This is a genomic window from Streptomyces silvae, from assembly GCF_016745505.1.
Taxonomy (GTDB): Bacteria; Actinomycetota; Actinomycetes; order Streptomycetales; family Streptomycetaceae; genus Streptomyces; species Streptomyces silvae.
On sequence record NZ_JAERUC010000147.1, the window covers coordinates 41623 to 54157 of the forward strand.

At 72.7% G+C, this 12535-nt stretch carries 15 protein-coding genes and 1 riboswitch; of the genes, 4 read left to right on the forward strand and 11 right to left on the reverse strand.

Going from position 1 to position 12535, the window contains the following annotated elements; genetic code table 11:
* Nucleotides 1-35: 35 nt before the first annotated feature.
* The 5 genes from amaP to JKV81_RS22980 are packed head-to-tail and all read right to left on the reverse strand — an operon-like array spanning nt 36 to nt 2370.
* On the reverse strand, nt 36-614 hold the full coding sequence (gene amaP, locus JKV81_RS22960) for an alkaline shock response membrane anchor protein AmaP (protein ID WP_129261860.1): 579 nt from the start codon (nt 612-614) through the stop codon (nt 36-38).
* 4 nt (nt 615-618) lie between these two features.
* Nucleotides 619-1305, reverse strand: coding sequence for a DUF6286 domain-containing protein (locus JKV81_RS22965; RefSeq protein WP_202077534.1), 687 nt, complete (start codon nt 1303-1305; stop codon nt 619-621).
* Entirely contained in the window at nt 1302-1658 is a 357-nt protein-coding gene (locus JKV81_RS22970) for an Asp23/Gls24 family envelope stress response protein (protein ID WP_129261862.1), read from the reverse strand. Before JKV81_RS22970 ends, JKV81_RS22965 begins: the two co-directional genes overlap by 4 nt.
* Nucleotides 1655-1846 carry a hypothetical protein gene (locus JKV81_RS22975; RefSeq protein ID WP_124277128.1) on the reverse strand — a complete coding sequence of 64 codons (192 nt, stop codon included), beginning with the start codon at nt 1844-1846 and terminating at the stop codon, nt 1655-1657. The genes JKV81_RS22970 and JKV81_RS22975 overlap by 4 nt, the downstream gene beginning before the upstream one ends.
* 32 nt (nt 1847-1878) lie before the next feature.
* Nucleotides 1879-2370 (reverse strand): Asp23/Gls24 family envelope stress response protein, encoded by a 492-nt coding sequence (locus JKV81_RS22980; RefSeq protein ID WP_124277127.1) that lies wholly within the window; start codon nt 2368-2370, stop codon nt 1879-1881.
* A 93-nt stretch (nt 2371-2463) separates the two neighbouring features.
* Between JKV81_RS22980 and JKV81_RS22985 the strand changes: the two genes are divergently transcribed.
* The gene (locus JKV81_RS22985; RefSeq protein ID WP_129261864.1) at nt 2464-3168 is read left to right on the forward strand and encodes a hypothetical protein; all 705 of its coding nucleotides are present in this window, start codon (nt 2464-2466) and stop codon (nt 3166-3168) included.
* Nucleotides 3169-3219: 51 nt separating this feature from the next.
* Here JKV81_RS22985 and JKV81_RS22990 read toward each other — a convergent pair whose 3' ends face one another.
* From JKV81_RS22990 to JKV81_RS23000, 3 genes are all read right to left on the reverse strand, one after another.
* Entirely contained in the window at nt 3220-4011 is a 792-nt protein-coding gene (locus JKV81_RS22990) for an enoyl-CoA hydratase/isomerase family protein (RefSeq protein WP_202077535.1), read from the reverse strand.
* Between the two features lie 151 nt (nt 4012-4162).
* Nucleotides 4163-4384 (reverse strand): helix-turn-helix domain-containing protein, encoded by a 222-nt coding sequence (locus JKV81_RS22995; protein ID WP_006123601.1) that lies wholly within the window; start codon nt 4382-4384, stop codon nt 4163-4165.
* Nucleotides 4385-4762: 378 nt separating this feature from the next.
* Complete coding sequence (locus JKV81_RS23000; protein ID WP_099176020.1) at nt 4763-6361, reverse strand: ABC-F family ATP-binding cassette domain-containing protein; 1599 nt, start codon at nt 6359-6361, stop codon at nt 4763-4765.
* A gap of 274 nt (nt 6362-6635) precedes the next feature.
* Here JKV81_RS23000 and JKV81_RS23005 point away from each other — a divergent pair, with 274 nt between their 5' ends.
* Nucleotides 6636-7043 (forward strand): VOC family protein, encoded by a 408-nt coding sequence (locus tag JKV81_RS23005; RefSeq protein ID WP_202077537.1) that lies wholly within the window; start codon nt 6636-6638, stop codon nt 7041-7043.
* A gap of 40 nt (nt 7044-7083) precedes the next feature.
* Here JKV81_RS23005 and JKV81_RS23010 read toward each other — a convergent pair whose 3' ends face one another.
* The 3 genes from JKV81_RS23010 to JKV81_RS23020 all read right to left on the reverse strand — a co-directional run bounded on the left by JKV81_RS23010 (nt 7084) and on the right by JKV81_RS23020 (nt 10435).
* Complete coding sequence (locus JKV81_RS23010; RefSeq protein ID WP_124277255.1) at nt 7084-8382, reverse strand: hypothetical protein; 1299 nt, start codon at nt 8380-8382, stop codon at nt 7084-7086.
* Between the two features lie 185 nt (nt 8383-8567).
* Nucleotides 8568-9707, reverse strand: a complete 1140-nt coding sequence (locus JKV81_RS23015; RefSeq protein WP_202077539.1) for an alpha/beta hydrolase family protein — start codon at nt 9705-9707, stop codon at nt 8568-8570.
* A 68-nt stretch (nt 9708-9775) separates the two neighbouring features.
* Nucleotides 9776-10435 (reverse strand): class II aldolase/adducin family protein, encoded by a 660-nt coding sequence (locus tag JKV81_RS23020; RefSeq protein WP_129261870.1) that lies wholly within the window; start codon nt 10433-10435, stop codon nt 9776-9778.
* 261 nt (nt 10436-10696) lie between these two features.
* Between JKV81_RS23020 and JKV81_RS23025 the strand changes: the two genes are divergently transcribed.
* Both JKV81_RS23025 and JKV81_RS23030 read left to right on the forward strand, forming a co-directional pair.
* The gene (locus tag JKV81_RS23025) at nt 10697-11947 is read left to right on the forward strand and encodes an inorganic phosphate transporter (RefSeq protein ID WP_124277121.1); all 1251 of its coding nucleotides are present in this window, start codon (nt 10697-10699) and stop codon (nt 11945-11947) included.
* Between the two features lie 12 nt (nt 11948-11959).
* Nucleotides 11960-12181, forward strand: a complete 222-nt coding sequence (locus JKV81_RS23030; RefSeq protein ID WP_099176026.1) for a hypothetical protein — start codon at nt 11960-11962, stop codon at nt 12179-12181.
* Nucleotides 12182-12331: 150 nt separating this feature from the next.
* Nucleotides 12332-12460, forward strand: a riboswitch (cobalamin riboswitch).
* Nucleotides 12461-12535 lie beyond the last annotated feature (75 nt).

Genomic DNA, 12535 nt, shown 5'->3' on the forward strand with positions numbered 1-12535 from the left:
GGGGCGCTTCCCGCCGCCGAAGAAGGGGCGGCCGGTCAGTTCACCCGCTCCGCGCGGTGCTTGACGGCCTTCAGACGGACCTCGGCGGGCAGTTCCTCCAGCCCGGCCGAGGTCCGGGCGTGGGCCACCGCCCCCTCGGAGACCCCGCGCAGCACCAGTCCGGGGGTGGCGTGCGGTTCCATCAGCAGCCGGAGCCGGGCCCGCGGGGCGGTCCGCCGGCCGGTCAGTGTGGCCCTGGCGTCGGAGACCCCGTCCAGGGCCTCCGCCTCGTCGCCGAGCACACCCTCCAGGGCCTTGCCGCGCAGAAGCGCTCCCTCGCCGTCGCCGCTGTCGACCAGCACCTCGGCGAGGCGCCCGCGGCGCAGCTGGGCCAGGAGCCACCACAGCGCGAGGACCACCAGGACGGCGAGGACCGCGATGACGGTCGGCCACCACCAGCCCTCGTCACGCCACCTGGTGCGGTCGGCCTTGCTCAGCAGCACGTCGTCCTTGCCGTCGAAGGGCCACCAGGAGGGCACGGACACGCCGAGCCCGGTCGCGAGGACTGCGCCTCCCACGACGACGAGGATCAGCCCTGCCAGGCCGAGCAGGACCCGGTTGACGGTCTTGATCACGGGGTCACCCCTTCTTCGCCGGCCGGCGCACGTGCACGGAGAGGCCGGGCGGCCGGGCCAGGCCCAGCTCGCTGATGGCGTGGGACAGGACGGTGTCCAGGTCGGCCCGGACGTCGTCGAGTTCACGGAAGTGCGAGAGGGCGCGCACGGTCGCCTTGCGCCGGCTCATCTTCACCCGTACGGACTGCACCCCGGCCACCTCCACGGCCCGGTCCCGCAGGACGAGGGCGGCGGCGGTCCGGTCGAGCCCGGCCCGTACACCGGCGTGCCGGCGGCTCATGGGGAGCAGGGCACGCAGTCCAGGGGTGAGCGCGAGGAGGAGCAGCCAGAGGCCCAGTGCGGCCGCCAGCGCCGACGCCGCGAGGACCCATACGTCGTCGAGGTGACGGCTCGCCAGGTCGTCGGCGGCGGTGCGCCGCCACTGCATGGCCGGGTGGTCGGCCCGCACCGCGGCGACGTCGTAGAGCAGGAGTCCGCACCCCCCGAGCACGACGAGCGCGACCAGGGCCGCGGGGATCCTGCGCCCGGACCAGAACCGGCCCGCCCTGCCGCCCGGCTCCCCCCGTGCGGGGGCGGGTTCGTAGCTGGAGCCCGACGCGGACTGGTCCATCTCCAGCACACCGCCGGACGGCGCCGACTCGACGGTGGGCAGGCGCCGCGTACTGTTCTCCGGCTCCTGGGGCTCGGTCATCGGGTGCTCCCCTCCGGTGCGTTGCCCGCTCCCGACCGGTGCAGCCGTTCGACCTGCACCGCCACTTCGGGCACTTCCATGCCCGCCAGGGCTTTTACCCGCTCACCGACGCGACGACGCACCGCGCCGCACTGACGGCCGATGTCGCAGGGGTAGGCGAGGTCGAGGGTGACCCGCACCCGGGCGGTGTCGCGGTGCACGGTGACGGTGGCACGCGGCGCGTCGGCGTCCTTGGGCGGCCGCTCGTCCACGGCCTCCTTCGCCGCCTGTGCGGCGATCTTCGCCACGACCCGGTCGGCGATCCGGGTCTGCCCGCGCTCGGCGGCGCCGACCGGCCCTGTCACCCCCGTCACCGTCGCCGGTCGCCGCGGTCGCGACTCCTGAAGAAGTCGCCGGGTTCAAGATCGCCGTCCAGGAAGCGGCCGGCGATGAAGCCGACCGCGCCCAGCGCGGCCACCAGCAGAAAGGCCCCGAAACCGCCGAAGTATCCGGCAAAACCGAGCGCCATGCCGGCCACCAGGCCGACCACAGCCATGCTCATCGTGTGCTCCTCAACTGCCGCGCGGGGGAGGTCTACTGGACGCGTGACTCGGACTCGTCCTCGTCGTCCTCCTCGTCGGGCAGCTTGACATCGCTCACGGCGATGTTGACCTCGACGACCTCCAGGCCGGTCATCCGCTCGACCGCCGCGATGACGTTCTCGCGGACGTCGCGGGCCACCTCGGAGATCGCCACGCCGTAGTCGACGACGATCTCCAGGTCGAGGGCCGCCTGCGACTCGCCGACCTCGGCCTTGACGCCGCGGGACACGGACTTGTTGCCGCCGGGGACCCGGTCGCGCACGGCGCCGAACGTACGGGAGATGCCGCTGCCCATCGCGTGGACACCGACCACGTCCCGTGCGGCCATTCCGGCGATCTTCTCGACCACGCCGTCGGCGATGGTGGTACGGCCGCGCGTCCCGGGGGCTCCCCCGCCGCGCTTGCTGAACTGGCTCTGCCTGCCGTCGTCCCCGGTCACACTGCTGGGGCTGTCGGGCCGGTTCCGCTGTGGGCTCTCGGTCATCGCCGCTCTTCCCTTCGGGGCGGGTTGAACTTCCGTGGCCCACAGTAAGTGCGCTTGCCCCGTCCCGCGCCGTGGATGGGGCAGGGTGGAGCAATGACAACGGCTGACAGCCCGCACCGGGCCGAGGGATGGACGACCGCGGTACGCCAACGGCTCGGCCTGGGCCGATTGCTCCCTCTGGGCGGCCCCGCCGACGGGTCCTGGATCGCGGAACGAGCGGCGGCGACGGTACTGCGCGAGGCCACGGCGGGGACGGGGACCGTGCTGGGCACGCTCAGGATCGCTCCGGCCGACGAGGACAACGCCCCTGATCCGGTGGTGCCCGGGCCTCCCAGCGCGCTGCGGCCCGGGCCGCTACGGATCGAGGCCGGCTTCGCCACGACGGCGCGGCGGCCGCTGCACACGACCGCGGACGCCCTGCGCGCCGCCCTGTTGACGGCGGCGGCCCAGCGGCTCGGCCTGCTGGTGGACGAGGTGGACCTGCGGGTGACGGAGCTGCTGGAGGAGGAGCCCCGCCCTGCCCCGGAGCGGCCCGCCGACGTCGTCGCGGCGGAACCGGCCGGCTCCTCCGATCCCGCCGGGACCGCGGCGGCCGGGGTTCCGGGCGTCGTCGCGCTGACCCATGTGCTGGGCAGCGCCGTGCAGCACACGGAAGGGCACGTCCGGGTGGAGCTCGCGACGGCCGGGGACCACCGGGCCCTGGATGTGGCGCAGGCGGTGCGCGGCGCGGTGGCCGACGCCGTGGAAGGGCGGCCGACGGTCGCCGTGCTGGTCACCGCCGTCGTGGACCGGAACTGACACCGCCCCTCGCGGCCGGCGAGGGGCGGCGTGTGCCGGTGTCGCGGCGGTTCAGTCGGCGAGACCCGCGAGGTCGCGCAGCCGTCGGCCCTGCGCGGCCCGCTCGGCGGTGCGCTGTTCCTCGTACGTACGCGAAAGGGCGCCGCTGAGCAGCGCCTTGGTCTCGACGACCGCGTCGCGCGGGGCGGCGAGCAGGGCCGCCGCCAGGTCGAGCCCGGCCGCGTCGAGCTGGTCGGCGGGGACGACGAGGTTGGCGAGACCGGTGCGCTCGGCCTCCTCGGCGTGCACGAAGCGGCCGGTGGCGCAGATCTCGAGCGCGCGGGCGTACCCCACGAGGTTCACCAGGGGGTGGGTGCCCGTGAGGTCGGGGACGAGACCGAGGCTGGTCTCGCGCATGGCGAACTGAACGTCCTCGGCGACGATCCGCAGATCACAGGCGAGGGCGAGCTGGAAGCCGGCACCGATCGCGTGCCCCTGGACGGCCGCGATCGACACGATGTCGTTGCGGCGCCACCAGGTGAACGCCTCCTGGTACGTGGCGATGGTCGCGTCGAGCTCGGCCTCCGGGCCGCGCGCCATGTCGAGGAAGGACGGCTCGCCGTCGAATCCCTCGGGTGCGAACGCCTGCCGGTCGAGGCCCGCGGAGAAGGACTTGCCCTCGCCGCGCAGCACGACGACCCGCACGCTGCCGGGGAGCAACCGTCCGGCCTCTGTCAACGCCCGCCACAGAGCGGGAGACTGAGCGTTGCGCTTGGCCGGGTTGGTGAGCGTCACCGTGGCAACCGCGTCATCGACGGTGAGCCGTACGCCGTCCTTGTCGAGCACAGAGTCGAGCGAGGTCATGGAGCGCCTCCGGATCGGGTGCAGTCAGCACTTACTGGCAAGTAACTGAACAGTAACCACCCGGACGACCCTACGGTCGGCCGGGTGGCCACCCGGTGTTCCGGTGAGCCCCGGGAGCCGGCCGTGACCGGCTCCTGACCGCCGCCCGCCGTCAGGCCGAAGCGGCCTTCTTGCCTCGAGTCGCTCCGCCGCGTCCCCGCAGCGTGACTCCGGACTCGCTGAGCATCCGGTGGACGAATCCGTAGGAGCGGCCCGTTTCCTCGGCCAGCGCCCGGATGCTCGCACCGGAGTCGTACTTCTTCTTCAGGTCTGCCGCGAGCTTGTCGCGCGCGGCGCCGGTCACCCGGCTGCCCTTCTTCAGAGTCTCGGCCACCCGTGCCTCCTCAAGGAAGTGCGCTCTGGACTCTCATGATCACCCCTCCTGCGCTTCCTGGCCACCCATTCGGCAAGGTACGTACGACCGGATTCCGCGCCCGGAAGCGGCCGGACACAATCGGAATCCGGCATTCCTGGGGGCTCTGGGGCCCTGTGGGACGAGCTTCGGGAAAAACGGCCAGGTCAGGGCCGTACGGGGTGGAGTGGCCGGAAATGAGTGCGCCCGGCAGCTATCTGCCGGGCGCCGCGCCGGGGTACGAGACCCGCTCACCCAGATGATGGATCACCGATGGGCCGAATGATCCAGACGCGTTGGATCACCGGGCCCGCACCGGATCCGGGAGCCTTGCAGGGGGCCCGAAGAGGCCCTGGGAGGTCAGGCGAGGGCGACCAGGTCGCGGTAGTCCGCGCCCCAGAGGTCCTCGACCCCGTCGGGCAGCAGGATGATCCGCTCCGGCTGGAGCGCCTCGACGGCACCCTCGTCGTGGGTGACCAGGACGACGGCGCCCTTGTAGGTGCGCAGCGCCCCGAGGATCTCCTCGCGGCTGGCCGGGTCGAGGTTGTTCGTCGGCTCGTCGAGCAGCAGCACGTTGGCGGAGGAGACCACGAGCGTCGCCAGGGCGAGCCGGGTCTTCTCGCCACCGGAGAGCACTCCGGCGGGCTTGTCCACATCGTCACCGGAGAAGAGGAAGGAACCGAGGGTCTTGCGGACCTCGACGAGGTCGAGGTCGGGCGCCGCGGAGCGCATGTTCTCCAGGACGGTGCGCTCGGGGTCCAGGGTCTCGTGCTCCTGGGCGTAGTAGCCGAGCTTGAGGCCGTGGCCCTCGATGATCTGGCCGGTGTCGGGCTTCTCGGCACCGCCGAGGAGCCGCAGCAGCGTGGTCTTACCCGCGCCGTTGAGGCCGAGGATGACGACCCGCGAGCCCTTGTCGATCGCGAGGTCGACGTCGGTGAAGATCTCCAGCGATCCGTAGGACTTGGAGAGTCCCTCGGCCATCAGCGGGGTCTTGCCGCACGGGGACGGCTCGGGGAAGCGCAGCTTCGCCACCTTGTCGGAGACCCGCACCGCCTCCAGCCCCGAGAGCAGGCGCTCGGCCCGCTTGGCCATGTTCTGCGCGGCGACGGTCTTGGTCGCCTTGGCGCGCATCTTGTCGGCCTGGGAGTTCAGGGACGCGGCCTTCTTCTCGGCGTTCTGGCGCTCGCGCTTGCGGCGCTTCTCGTCGGCCTCGCGCTGCTGCTGGTAGAGCTTCCAGCCCATGTTGTAGATGTCGATCTGGGCGCGGTTGGCGTCGAGGTAGAAGACCTTGTTGACGACCGTCTCGACGAGCTCGACGTCGTGGGAGATCACGATGAAGCCGCCGCGGTAGGTCTTGAGGTAGTCACGCAGCCAGACGATCGAGTCCGCGTCGAGGTGGTTGGTGGGCTCGTCGAGCAGCAGGGTGTCGGCGTCCGAGAACAGGATGCGGGCGAGCTCGACACGGCGGCGCTGACCACCGGAGAGGGTGTGCAGGGGCTGGCCGAGCACCCGGTCGGGCAGGCTCAGCGCGGCGGCGATGGTGGCGGCCTCGGCCTCGGCGGCGTATCCGCCCTTGGTGAGGAACTCCGTCTCCAGGCGCTCGTACTTCTTCATCGCCTTCTCGCGGGTGGCGCCCTTGCCGTTCGCCATCCGCTCCTCGTTCTCCCGCATCTTGCGCAGGATCTCGTCGAGCCCGCGGGCCGAGAGGATGCGGTCGCGGGCCAGGACGTCGAGGTCGCCGGTGCGCGGGTCCTGCGGGAGGTAGCCGACCTCGCCGCTGTTGGTGATGGTGCCGCCGGCCGGCGTCCCCTCACCCGCGAGGCACTTGGTGAGGGTGGTCTTGCCCGCGCCGTTGCGGCCGACCAGGCCGATGCGGTCGCCCTTGGCGATACGGAAGGAGGCGGACTCGATGAGGATGCGGGCGCCGGCGCGCAGCTCGATGCCGGAGGCGGTGATCACGGAAATACTCCAGGGCGGTATGGACGGCGGAGGGACAGCGGACTCACGACTCGACGCCGTCTAGTGCACAAGGAGAATTGCCATGGACCCAGTCTACTGGCGGTGTCCACCTGCTTTTCCGCGTGTTCCCGCTCCGTCGCCTCGTCGAACCGCAGGTGGGACCCGGCCCGCTCGCGCACCTCGGCTGACGTTGTCAGTGGTCGGTGGAAGACTGAGACGGAGATCACAGCGCATCACGCCGCGATCGCATCGGACAGCTGGAGAGGTGAGCTTGATGCCAGGCACGAACGGTGTTCCCACGATCTTCCCGACGCTTCTGTACGACGACGCGAAGGCCGCGATCGGAGTGCTGACCCAGGCCCTGGGCTTCACCGAGGAGGCGGTGTACGAGGGCGAGGACGGCAGCGTGCTCCATGCCGAGCTGTCCTGCGGCAACGGCCGGGTGATGCTCGGCTCCAAGGGGGGCGAGGGGCTCTTCGCCAAGGCGATGGCCGGTGCCGGGCCCGCCGGGGTGTACGTGGTGGTGGACGACGTGGACGCCCACCACGCGCGGGCCGTGGAGCACGGGGTGGAGATCCTGATGCCGCCCACCGACCAGAGCTACGGCTCCCGGGACTACATGGCCCGGGACGCGGAGGGCAACGTCTGGAGCTTCGGGACGTACGCCCCGGGGGCCGCCTGATCCACGGGCCGGCTCCCCCGGGTCCGTACGCGCCGCGCGGTCACACCCCGCCGGTGTGCACCTGGAAGGCGGCGCGGCGCACGGCTTTGGCGAGGGCCGGGTCGGGGTGCGCTGCGGCCAGGGCGACCAGCACCTGGACGGTTCTGGGGTGTCCGACGGCCCGTACCTCCTCCAGGAGCGCGGGGACCGTGCCCTGGACGGCGGAGTCGAGATGGCGGACCAGCAGCCCGGTCTCGCCGTGGTCGGCGACGGCCGCGGCCGTGTCGACCCAGAGCCAGGTGGCTTCCTCGCGGCTGAGGACGTCCTGGGCGTCGTCCGGGTCGGTGCCCTCGTACTCGGCGAGCCAGAGCAGCGCGTACGGGCGCAGCGGCGCCTCGGTGACGACGGAGCGGACGACGGGCTCGGCGGGGGCGCCGACGACGCGCAGCGCCTCGAAGGCCAGGCCGCGCAACAGGGCGTCCTCACCGCGGGCGACGGCCAGCAGTTCGGCGACGGCGCTGCCGACGGGCCGCGCGGCGAGCCAGGCCCGGTATTCGGCGCGGGCCGGTCCCGGGGTGAGCCGTGCGCAGCCGAGCAGCATGTCGGCGGCGGACTGCTCGATGTTGCCGGCCGGGCTCTGGGCGGCGACGCAGATCTGCTCCAGCTTGACCCAGACCGCCCAGTTGCCCAGGGGGGTGAGGGTGGCGTGACCGGCGCCGAGGGTGAGGGCGCCGACGGAGGCCAGCCCCTCCAGGGCCCAGTCGAGCAGCAGCGCGTTCAGCTCGGCGGACCCCTCGCCCGGGGGCACGGGCTGCTCCTGCGGCCCGTACGGCACCTCGCACCGCTCCTCGTGGAGTTCCGCGACGCGCTGGCCCAGGAGGTCGAGGAGCGCGGGCACCGTGACGGCGCCCGCCGAGAGCTGGAGGAGGGAGAGCACCTGGGGCACGGCCTCGACGGCTTCGGCCACGGCGGTGGCCTCGATGCCTTCGGGTGAGGCGTGGACCAGCGACCAGGCGTCGAAGAGCGCCACCCAGCCGCGGAGCACGGCGGAGTCGTCGCGGTCCCAGGCCCTCAGCCGCCAGCCGGGGCGTGCGGTGTCCCCGTGCAGCTCGATGAGCCCGGCCAGCCTGGCCCGGTCCCAGCCGGTGCGGACCTGGGCCGGGGAGAGCTCCAGCGCGGCGGCGGCCCGCTCCAGGGCCTGGGCGGCGAGCGGGGCGGCGCCCGTGCGGGTGCCGTCCGCGGCCCAGTGGGCGATCCGTACGGCGTCGGCCAGCACGGCCCTGGCCTGGCGTGCCAGTTCCGCCGGGGGTGGGGTGCCCTCGGGTGGGCGTGGGGCCGGCCTGGTGCGCCGGGTCGTCACGGCCTTGCGGGCGGTCGCCTGGGGTCGCGGGCGGACAAGTCGCAGCCTGGAGTCGCGCGGGGTACGGGACGTCACGAGGAGCAGTCTTGCCTCTGACGGGCCGAAAGCCCAAACGGAAGCCGTGTCACCGGGGTTCGGGGGGCTTTCGGGACGGGTCACCAACCGGGCGGTTCCGGACCATCAGCTCACATCAGGGGCGTGAGGAAGCGCCTGAGCGTCTCCTCGTAACCGGCCGGGTCGGCATTCCACATCGCCGCATGCGGAGCCTCCGCTACCGGGTGCAGTGTCACCAGGTCGGGACGGCGGGCGGCGAGCTCCTGGGACGGCTGCCAGGGGGCCAGGGTGTCGTCGGGGCCGTGGACGACGAGCGTGGGGACGTGCAGGGCGGTCGGCACCGAGGTGTCCAGGAGCGGGGCGCCGTGCAGCCCGGTCTGGCCCTGGGCGGCCCGGACGGCGAGGGGCAGCAGCGCGGAGGGCACGCCCCGGGCCGAGGCGAGGGCGCGCAGCGTGGTCCTCCAGTCCAGCACCGGGGAGTCGAGGACGAGGCCGCTGATGCGGTCGCGGAGGGCGGAGTTGACGGCCGCGTGCAGGGCCATCGAGGCGCCGGACGACCAGCCGTACAGGATGACGTTCTCCGCGCCGTAGCGCACGGCGTAGCGGATGGCAGCGTCGAGGTCGCGCCATTCGGACTCGCCGAGGTGGGAGAGGCCGTCCGGGGAGCGCGGGGCGTCCGGGTCGCCGCGGTAGGCCAGGTCGAGCACGGGGAACTGCTGGGCGTTCAGGAATCCCATCACGTTCATGGGGTGGTCCCGGGTGGTGCCGAGGCCGTGCACCGTGATCACCCAGGTGTCGCGGGCGGCGGGCACGAACCAGGCCGGCAGGGCGCCGACTTCGCCGGGGACCTCGACCTCCTTGTACGCGAGCCCGAGGGCGGCCAGCGGGTCGCCCCGGTGGAGCTCGGGGGTGAGGCGGACCCTGGTGCCCGGTTTCAGGCTTCCGAGGGTCACGCGCTCCAGCCGGCGCACGACGGTGTCCGGCGAGATGACGGAGTGGCCGGGGACCTGTTCGATCACCGGCCCGACCACCGCGTGGACGCCCCGGCCGGCCAGTCCGTACGTACCGGGGCGCAGCGCGGAGAAGGAGCGGGTCAGAGTGATCTGCCCGGCCGCGGTGGCGTGCACGGTGAGACGGCGGTCGGCCGGGAAGGGCCGTGGCGAGGGCGGCCCGAGGGCGGCGTCGCTGGCGTAGCGGCCGGCGGCGACCGCTGCCGCGCCGACGCCGAGGATCGATGTGGCGGCCACTGCCGCCGCTGTTGCCGGGCGCACGGCTCCAGTGTCCTGGGCGAAGGCTCCGGATGCCAGTGGGCGGCAGCCGTACGGTACGGCGGCGGGGCTCAGCCGGGCTGGCCGTACCCCTTCAGGGCGTCCCGCACGTCGTCGAGCTGGGCCGGGGTGAGGAGGCTCGGCCGGAGGCCGGGCACGGAGCTCGCGGTGAGCCAGAGCCTGCACATCCATTCGAGCTGGGCGGTGCGGTCGTAGGCCTGGTCGAGGGTGTCCCCGTAGGTGACGGTGCCGTGGTTCCTCAGCAGGCATCCGGTGCGGTCGCGCAGGGCGGCCAGCATGCCGTCGGCGAGTTCCTGGGTGCCGTAGCGCGCGTAACCGGCGGTGCGGACGGGGCCGCCGAGCAGGGCGGCGGCGTAGTGGACGAGCGGCACCTCGTCGACGAGGGTGGAGACGGCCGTCGCGTGCACGGCGTGGGTGTGGACGACGGCCCCGGCGTCGCTGCCCCGGTAGACGGCCAGGTGGAGCGGGAGTTCGCTGGTGGGGACCAGGTCGCCGAGGACCTGGCGGCCTTCGAGGTCGACGCCGACCGCGTCCCCGGGGCCGAGCCGGTCGTAGGGCACCCCGCTGGGGGTGACCAGGACGATCCCGCCGACCCGGGCCGAGACGTTGCCCGAGGTGCCCACGACCAGACCGTCCGCCGCCGTCCGCCGGGCCGTCGCGACGACACCGTCCCAGGCCTGTTCGATCGCGTCCGTACGCACATCACTCATGCGGGGATCCTAGGGTCGGGGGCCGGCGGGCCGGGTGACCGATGTCTCCCCGGGGGGACGCGGCGGGCCCGGGGCCAGGGGCGTTCCGGGGCGGGGGCCGGGCCCAGCACCGGCGCGAGGACGCCGGGCCACGCATCCCGCACACAAGCGGAACCCTCGTACGCGGTTGGGGTCACCGTGCCGCCCTGTCCAGTTCATCTTCCGTTCACCCTGGTTGCTTACGTTCCACGAGCCAATGACGTCGAACGATTGCCTGGGTAAATGGAACACATCACGCTGCTGCTCGCGATCGTGATCGTGACAGCTCTCGTGTTCGATTTCACGAACGGTTTCCACGACACCGCCAACGCGATGGCCACCACCATCTCGACCGGCGCACTCAAGCCCAAGACAGCGGTGGCCATGTCCGCCGTTCTCAACCTCGTCGGCGCGTTCCTGTCGGTGGAGGTCGCCAAGACGATCTCCGGCGGGATCATCAATGAGAACGGCCTCAGAACCGAGGTCATCTTCGCCGCGCTCGTCGGCGCGATCCTGTGGAATCTGCTGACCTGGCTGGTCGGCCTCCCCTCCAGTTCCTCCCACGCACTGTTCGGCGGCCTCATCGGCGCCGCGGTCATGTCGGCCGGCTGGTCCTCGATCAACGGCGGCACCGTCGTCACCAAGGTCCTGCTGCCGGCCATCGCCGCGCCGGTCGTGGCGGGCATCGCCGCGCTCCTGGCCACCAAGCTGACGTACCGCCTCAACCGGAAGATCACCGACGAGGCGCAGCTGAAGTCGACCGCCAAGGGCTACCGCGCCGGCCAGATCGCCTCGGCCGGGCTCGTCTCGCTCGCCCACGGCACCAACGACGCGCAGAAGACCATGGGCATCATCACCCTGGCCCTGGTCACCGGCGGCGTGCTCTCCCCCGGTTCCAACCCGCCGGTCTGGGTCATCGCCTCCGCCGGTATCGCCATCGCGATGGGCACCTACCTCGGCGGCTGGCGCATCATCCGCACCATGGGCAGCGGCCTCACCGAGCTGCGGCCGCCGCAGGGCTTCGCGGCCCAGACCAGTGCGGCCACGGTCATCCTGGCCTCCTCGCACCTCGGCTTCTCGCTCTCCACCACGCAGTCCTGCTCCGGCGCCGTCATGGGCGCGGGCCTCGGACGCAAGGGGGGCGTGGTCCGCTGGTCCACCGCCACCCGGATGTTCGTCGCGTGGGGTCTCACCCTCCCGGCCGCCGGGCTGATGGGCGCGGGCGCCGAGTTCCTGACCAAGCAGGGCCCCTGGGGCGTCGGCGCGGTCGCCGTCCTGCTCGTCGCGGGCTCCGGCGCCATCTGGCTGCTGTCGCGCCGCAAGCCGGTCGACCACACCAACGTGAACGCGGGCACCGAGCCCGCGGGTGTCGTCACCACCGCCATCTCGGCGGTCAGCCCGCCGCCCGCCGGTGCCGTCGTACCGGAGCTCAAGACCACCATCTCGGCCCCGGCCCAGACGGCCGGAACCCCGGCCGACCCGGCCACGGTGTAAGGACGCATCCGCATGAACATCGACTGGGCAGCTCTCGCCTCCGTCTTCGGCGTCAGCCTCGTGGTCACCGTCGCACTGGTCGGCCTCTTCACCCTCGGCATCACGGGCCTCGCCAAGCGGACACCGACGGCGCAGGGCGGCGGTTCCACCGCCCTCGCGCGCACCGGCGCGTACGCCTGCTTCGCGCTGTGCGCGGCGGCGGTCGCGTACGGGATCTATCTGATCGTCGCCTGACACCCCCTCGGGCACCCTCACCGGCCGGACACACCCCGTGTGTGTCCGGCCGGTGTGCGTCTCAGCACACTGAAGGCCCGCAGGTCAACGGCAGGTTGACGGGCGTTCGCGGGGCGTGGTGGACTGCCGGAGCCATTTACGGCGACAGGAGAGGAAGCCGGTGCGAATCCGGCGCGGTCCCGCCACTGTCACCGGGGAGCAGCCTCCACACGGAAGTCACGGTCCGCCACCGCGGACTGGAAGGCCGGAGGACCTGCGGATCCGGAAGCCAGGAGACTCTCGTCGCCGGTCACGTCGAACCAGGGCGCGGACCCTGAGTGAGGACATACGCCATGCCGGGCTGCCCTGCGTCGG

Coding starts and splice junctions, on each gene's coding strand:
- JKV81_RS22975 (WP_124277128.1), bottom strand. CDS start 1,846: ATGAGCATGGCTGTGGTCGGCCTGGTGGCCGGCATGGCGCTCGGTTTT.
- JKV81_RS23025 (WP_124277121.1), top strand. CDS start 10,697: ATGGAACACATCACGCTGCTGCTCGCGATCGTGATCGTGACAGCTCTC.
- JKV81_RS22990 (WP_202077535.1), bottom strand. CDS start 4,011: ATGACCTCGCTCGACTCTGTGCTCGACAAGGACGGCGTACGGCTCACC.
- JKV81_RS22980 (WP_124277127.1), bottom strand. CDS start 2,370: ATGACCGAGAGCCCACAGCGGAACCGGCCCGACAGCCCCAGCAGTGTG.
- JKV81_RS22985 (WP_129261864.1), top strand. CDS start 2,464: ATGACAACGGCTGACAGCCCGCACCGGGCCGAGGGATGGACGACCGCG.
- JKV81_RS23020 (WP_129261870.1), bottom strand. CDS start 10,435: ATGAGTGATGTGCGTACGGACGCGATCGAACAGGCCTGGGACGGTGTC.
- JKV81_RS23005 (WP_202077537.1), top strand. CDS start 6,636: ATGCCAGGCACGAACGGTGTTCCCACGATCTTCCCGACGCTTCTGTAC.
- JKV81_RS23030 (WP_099176026.1), top strand. CDS start 11,960: ATGAACATCGACTGGGCAGCTCTCGCCTCCGTCTTCGGCGTCAGCCTC.
- JKV81_RS22965 (WP_202077534.1), bottom strand. CDS start 1,305: ATGACCGAGCCCCAGGAGCCGGAGAACAGTACGCGGCGCCTGCCCACC.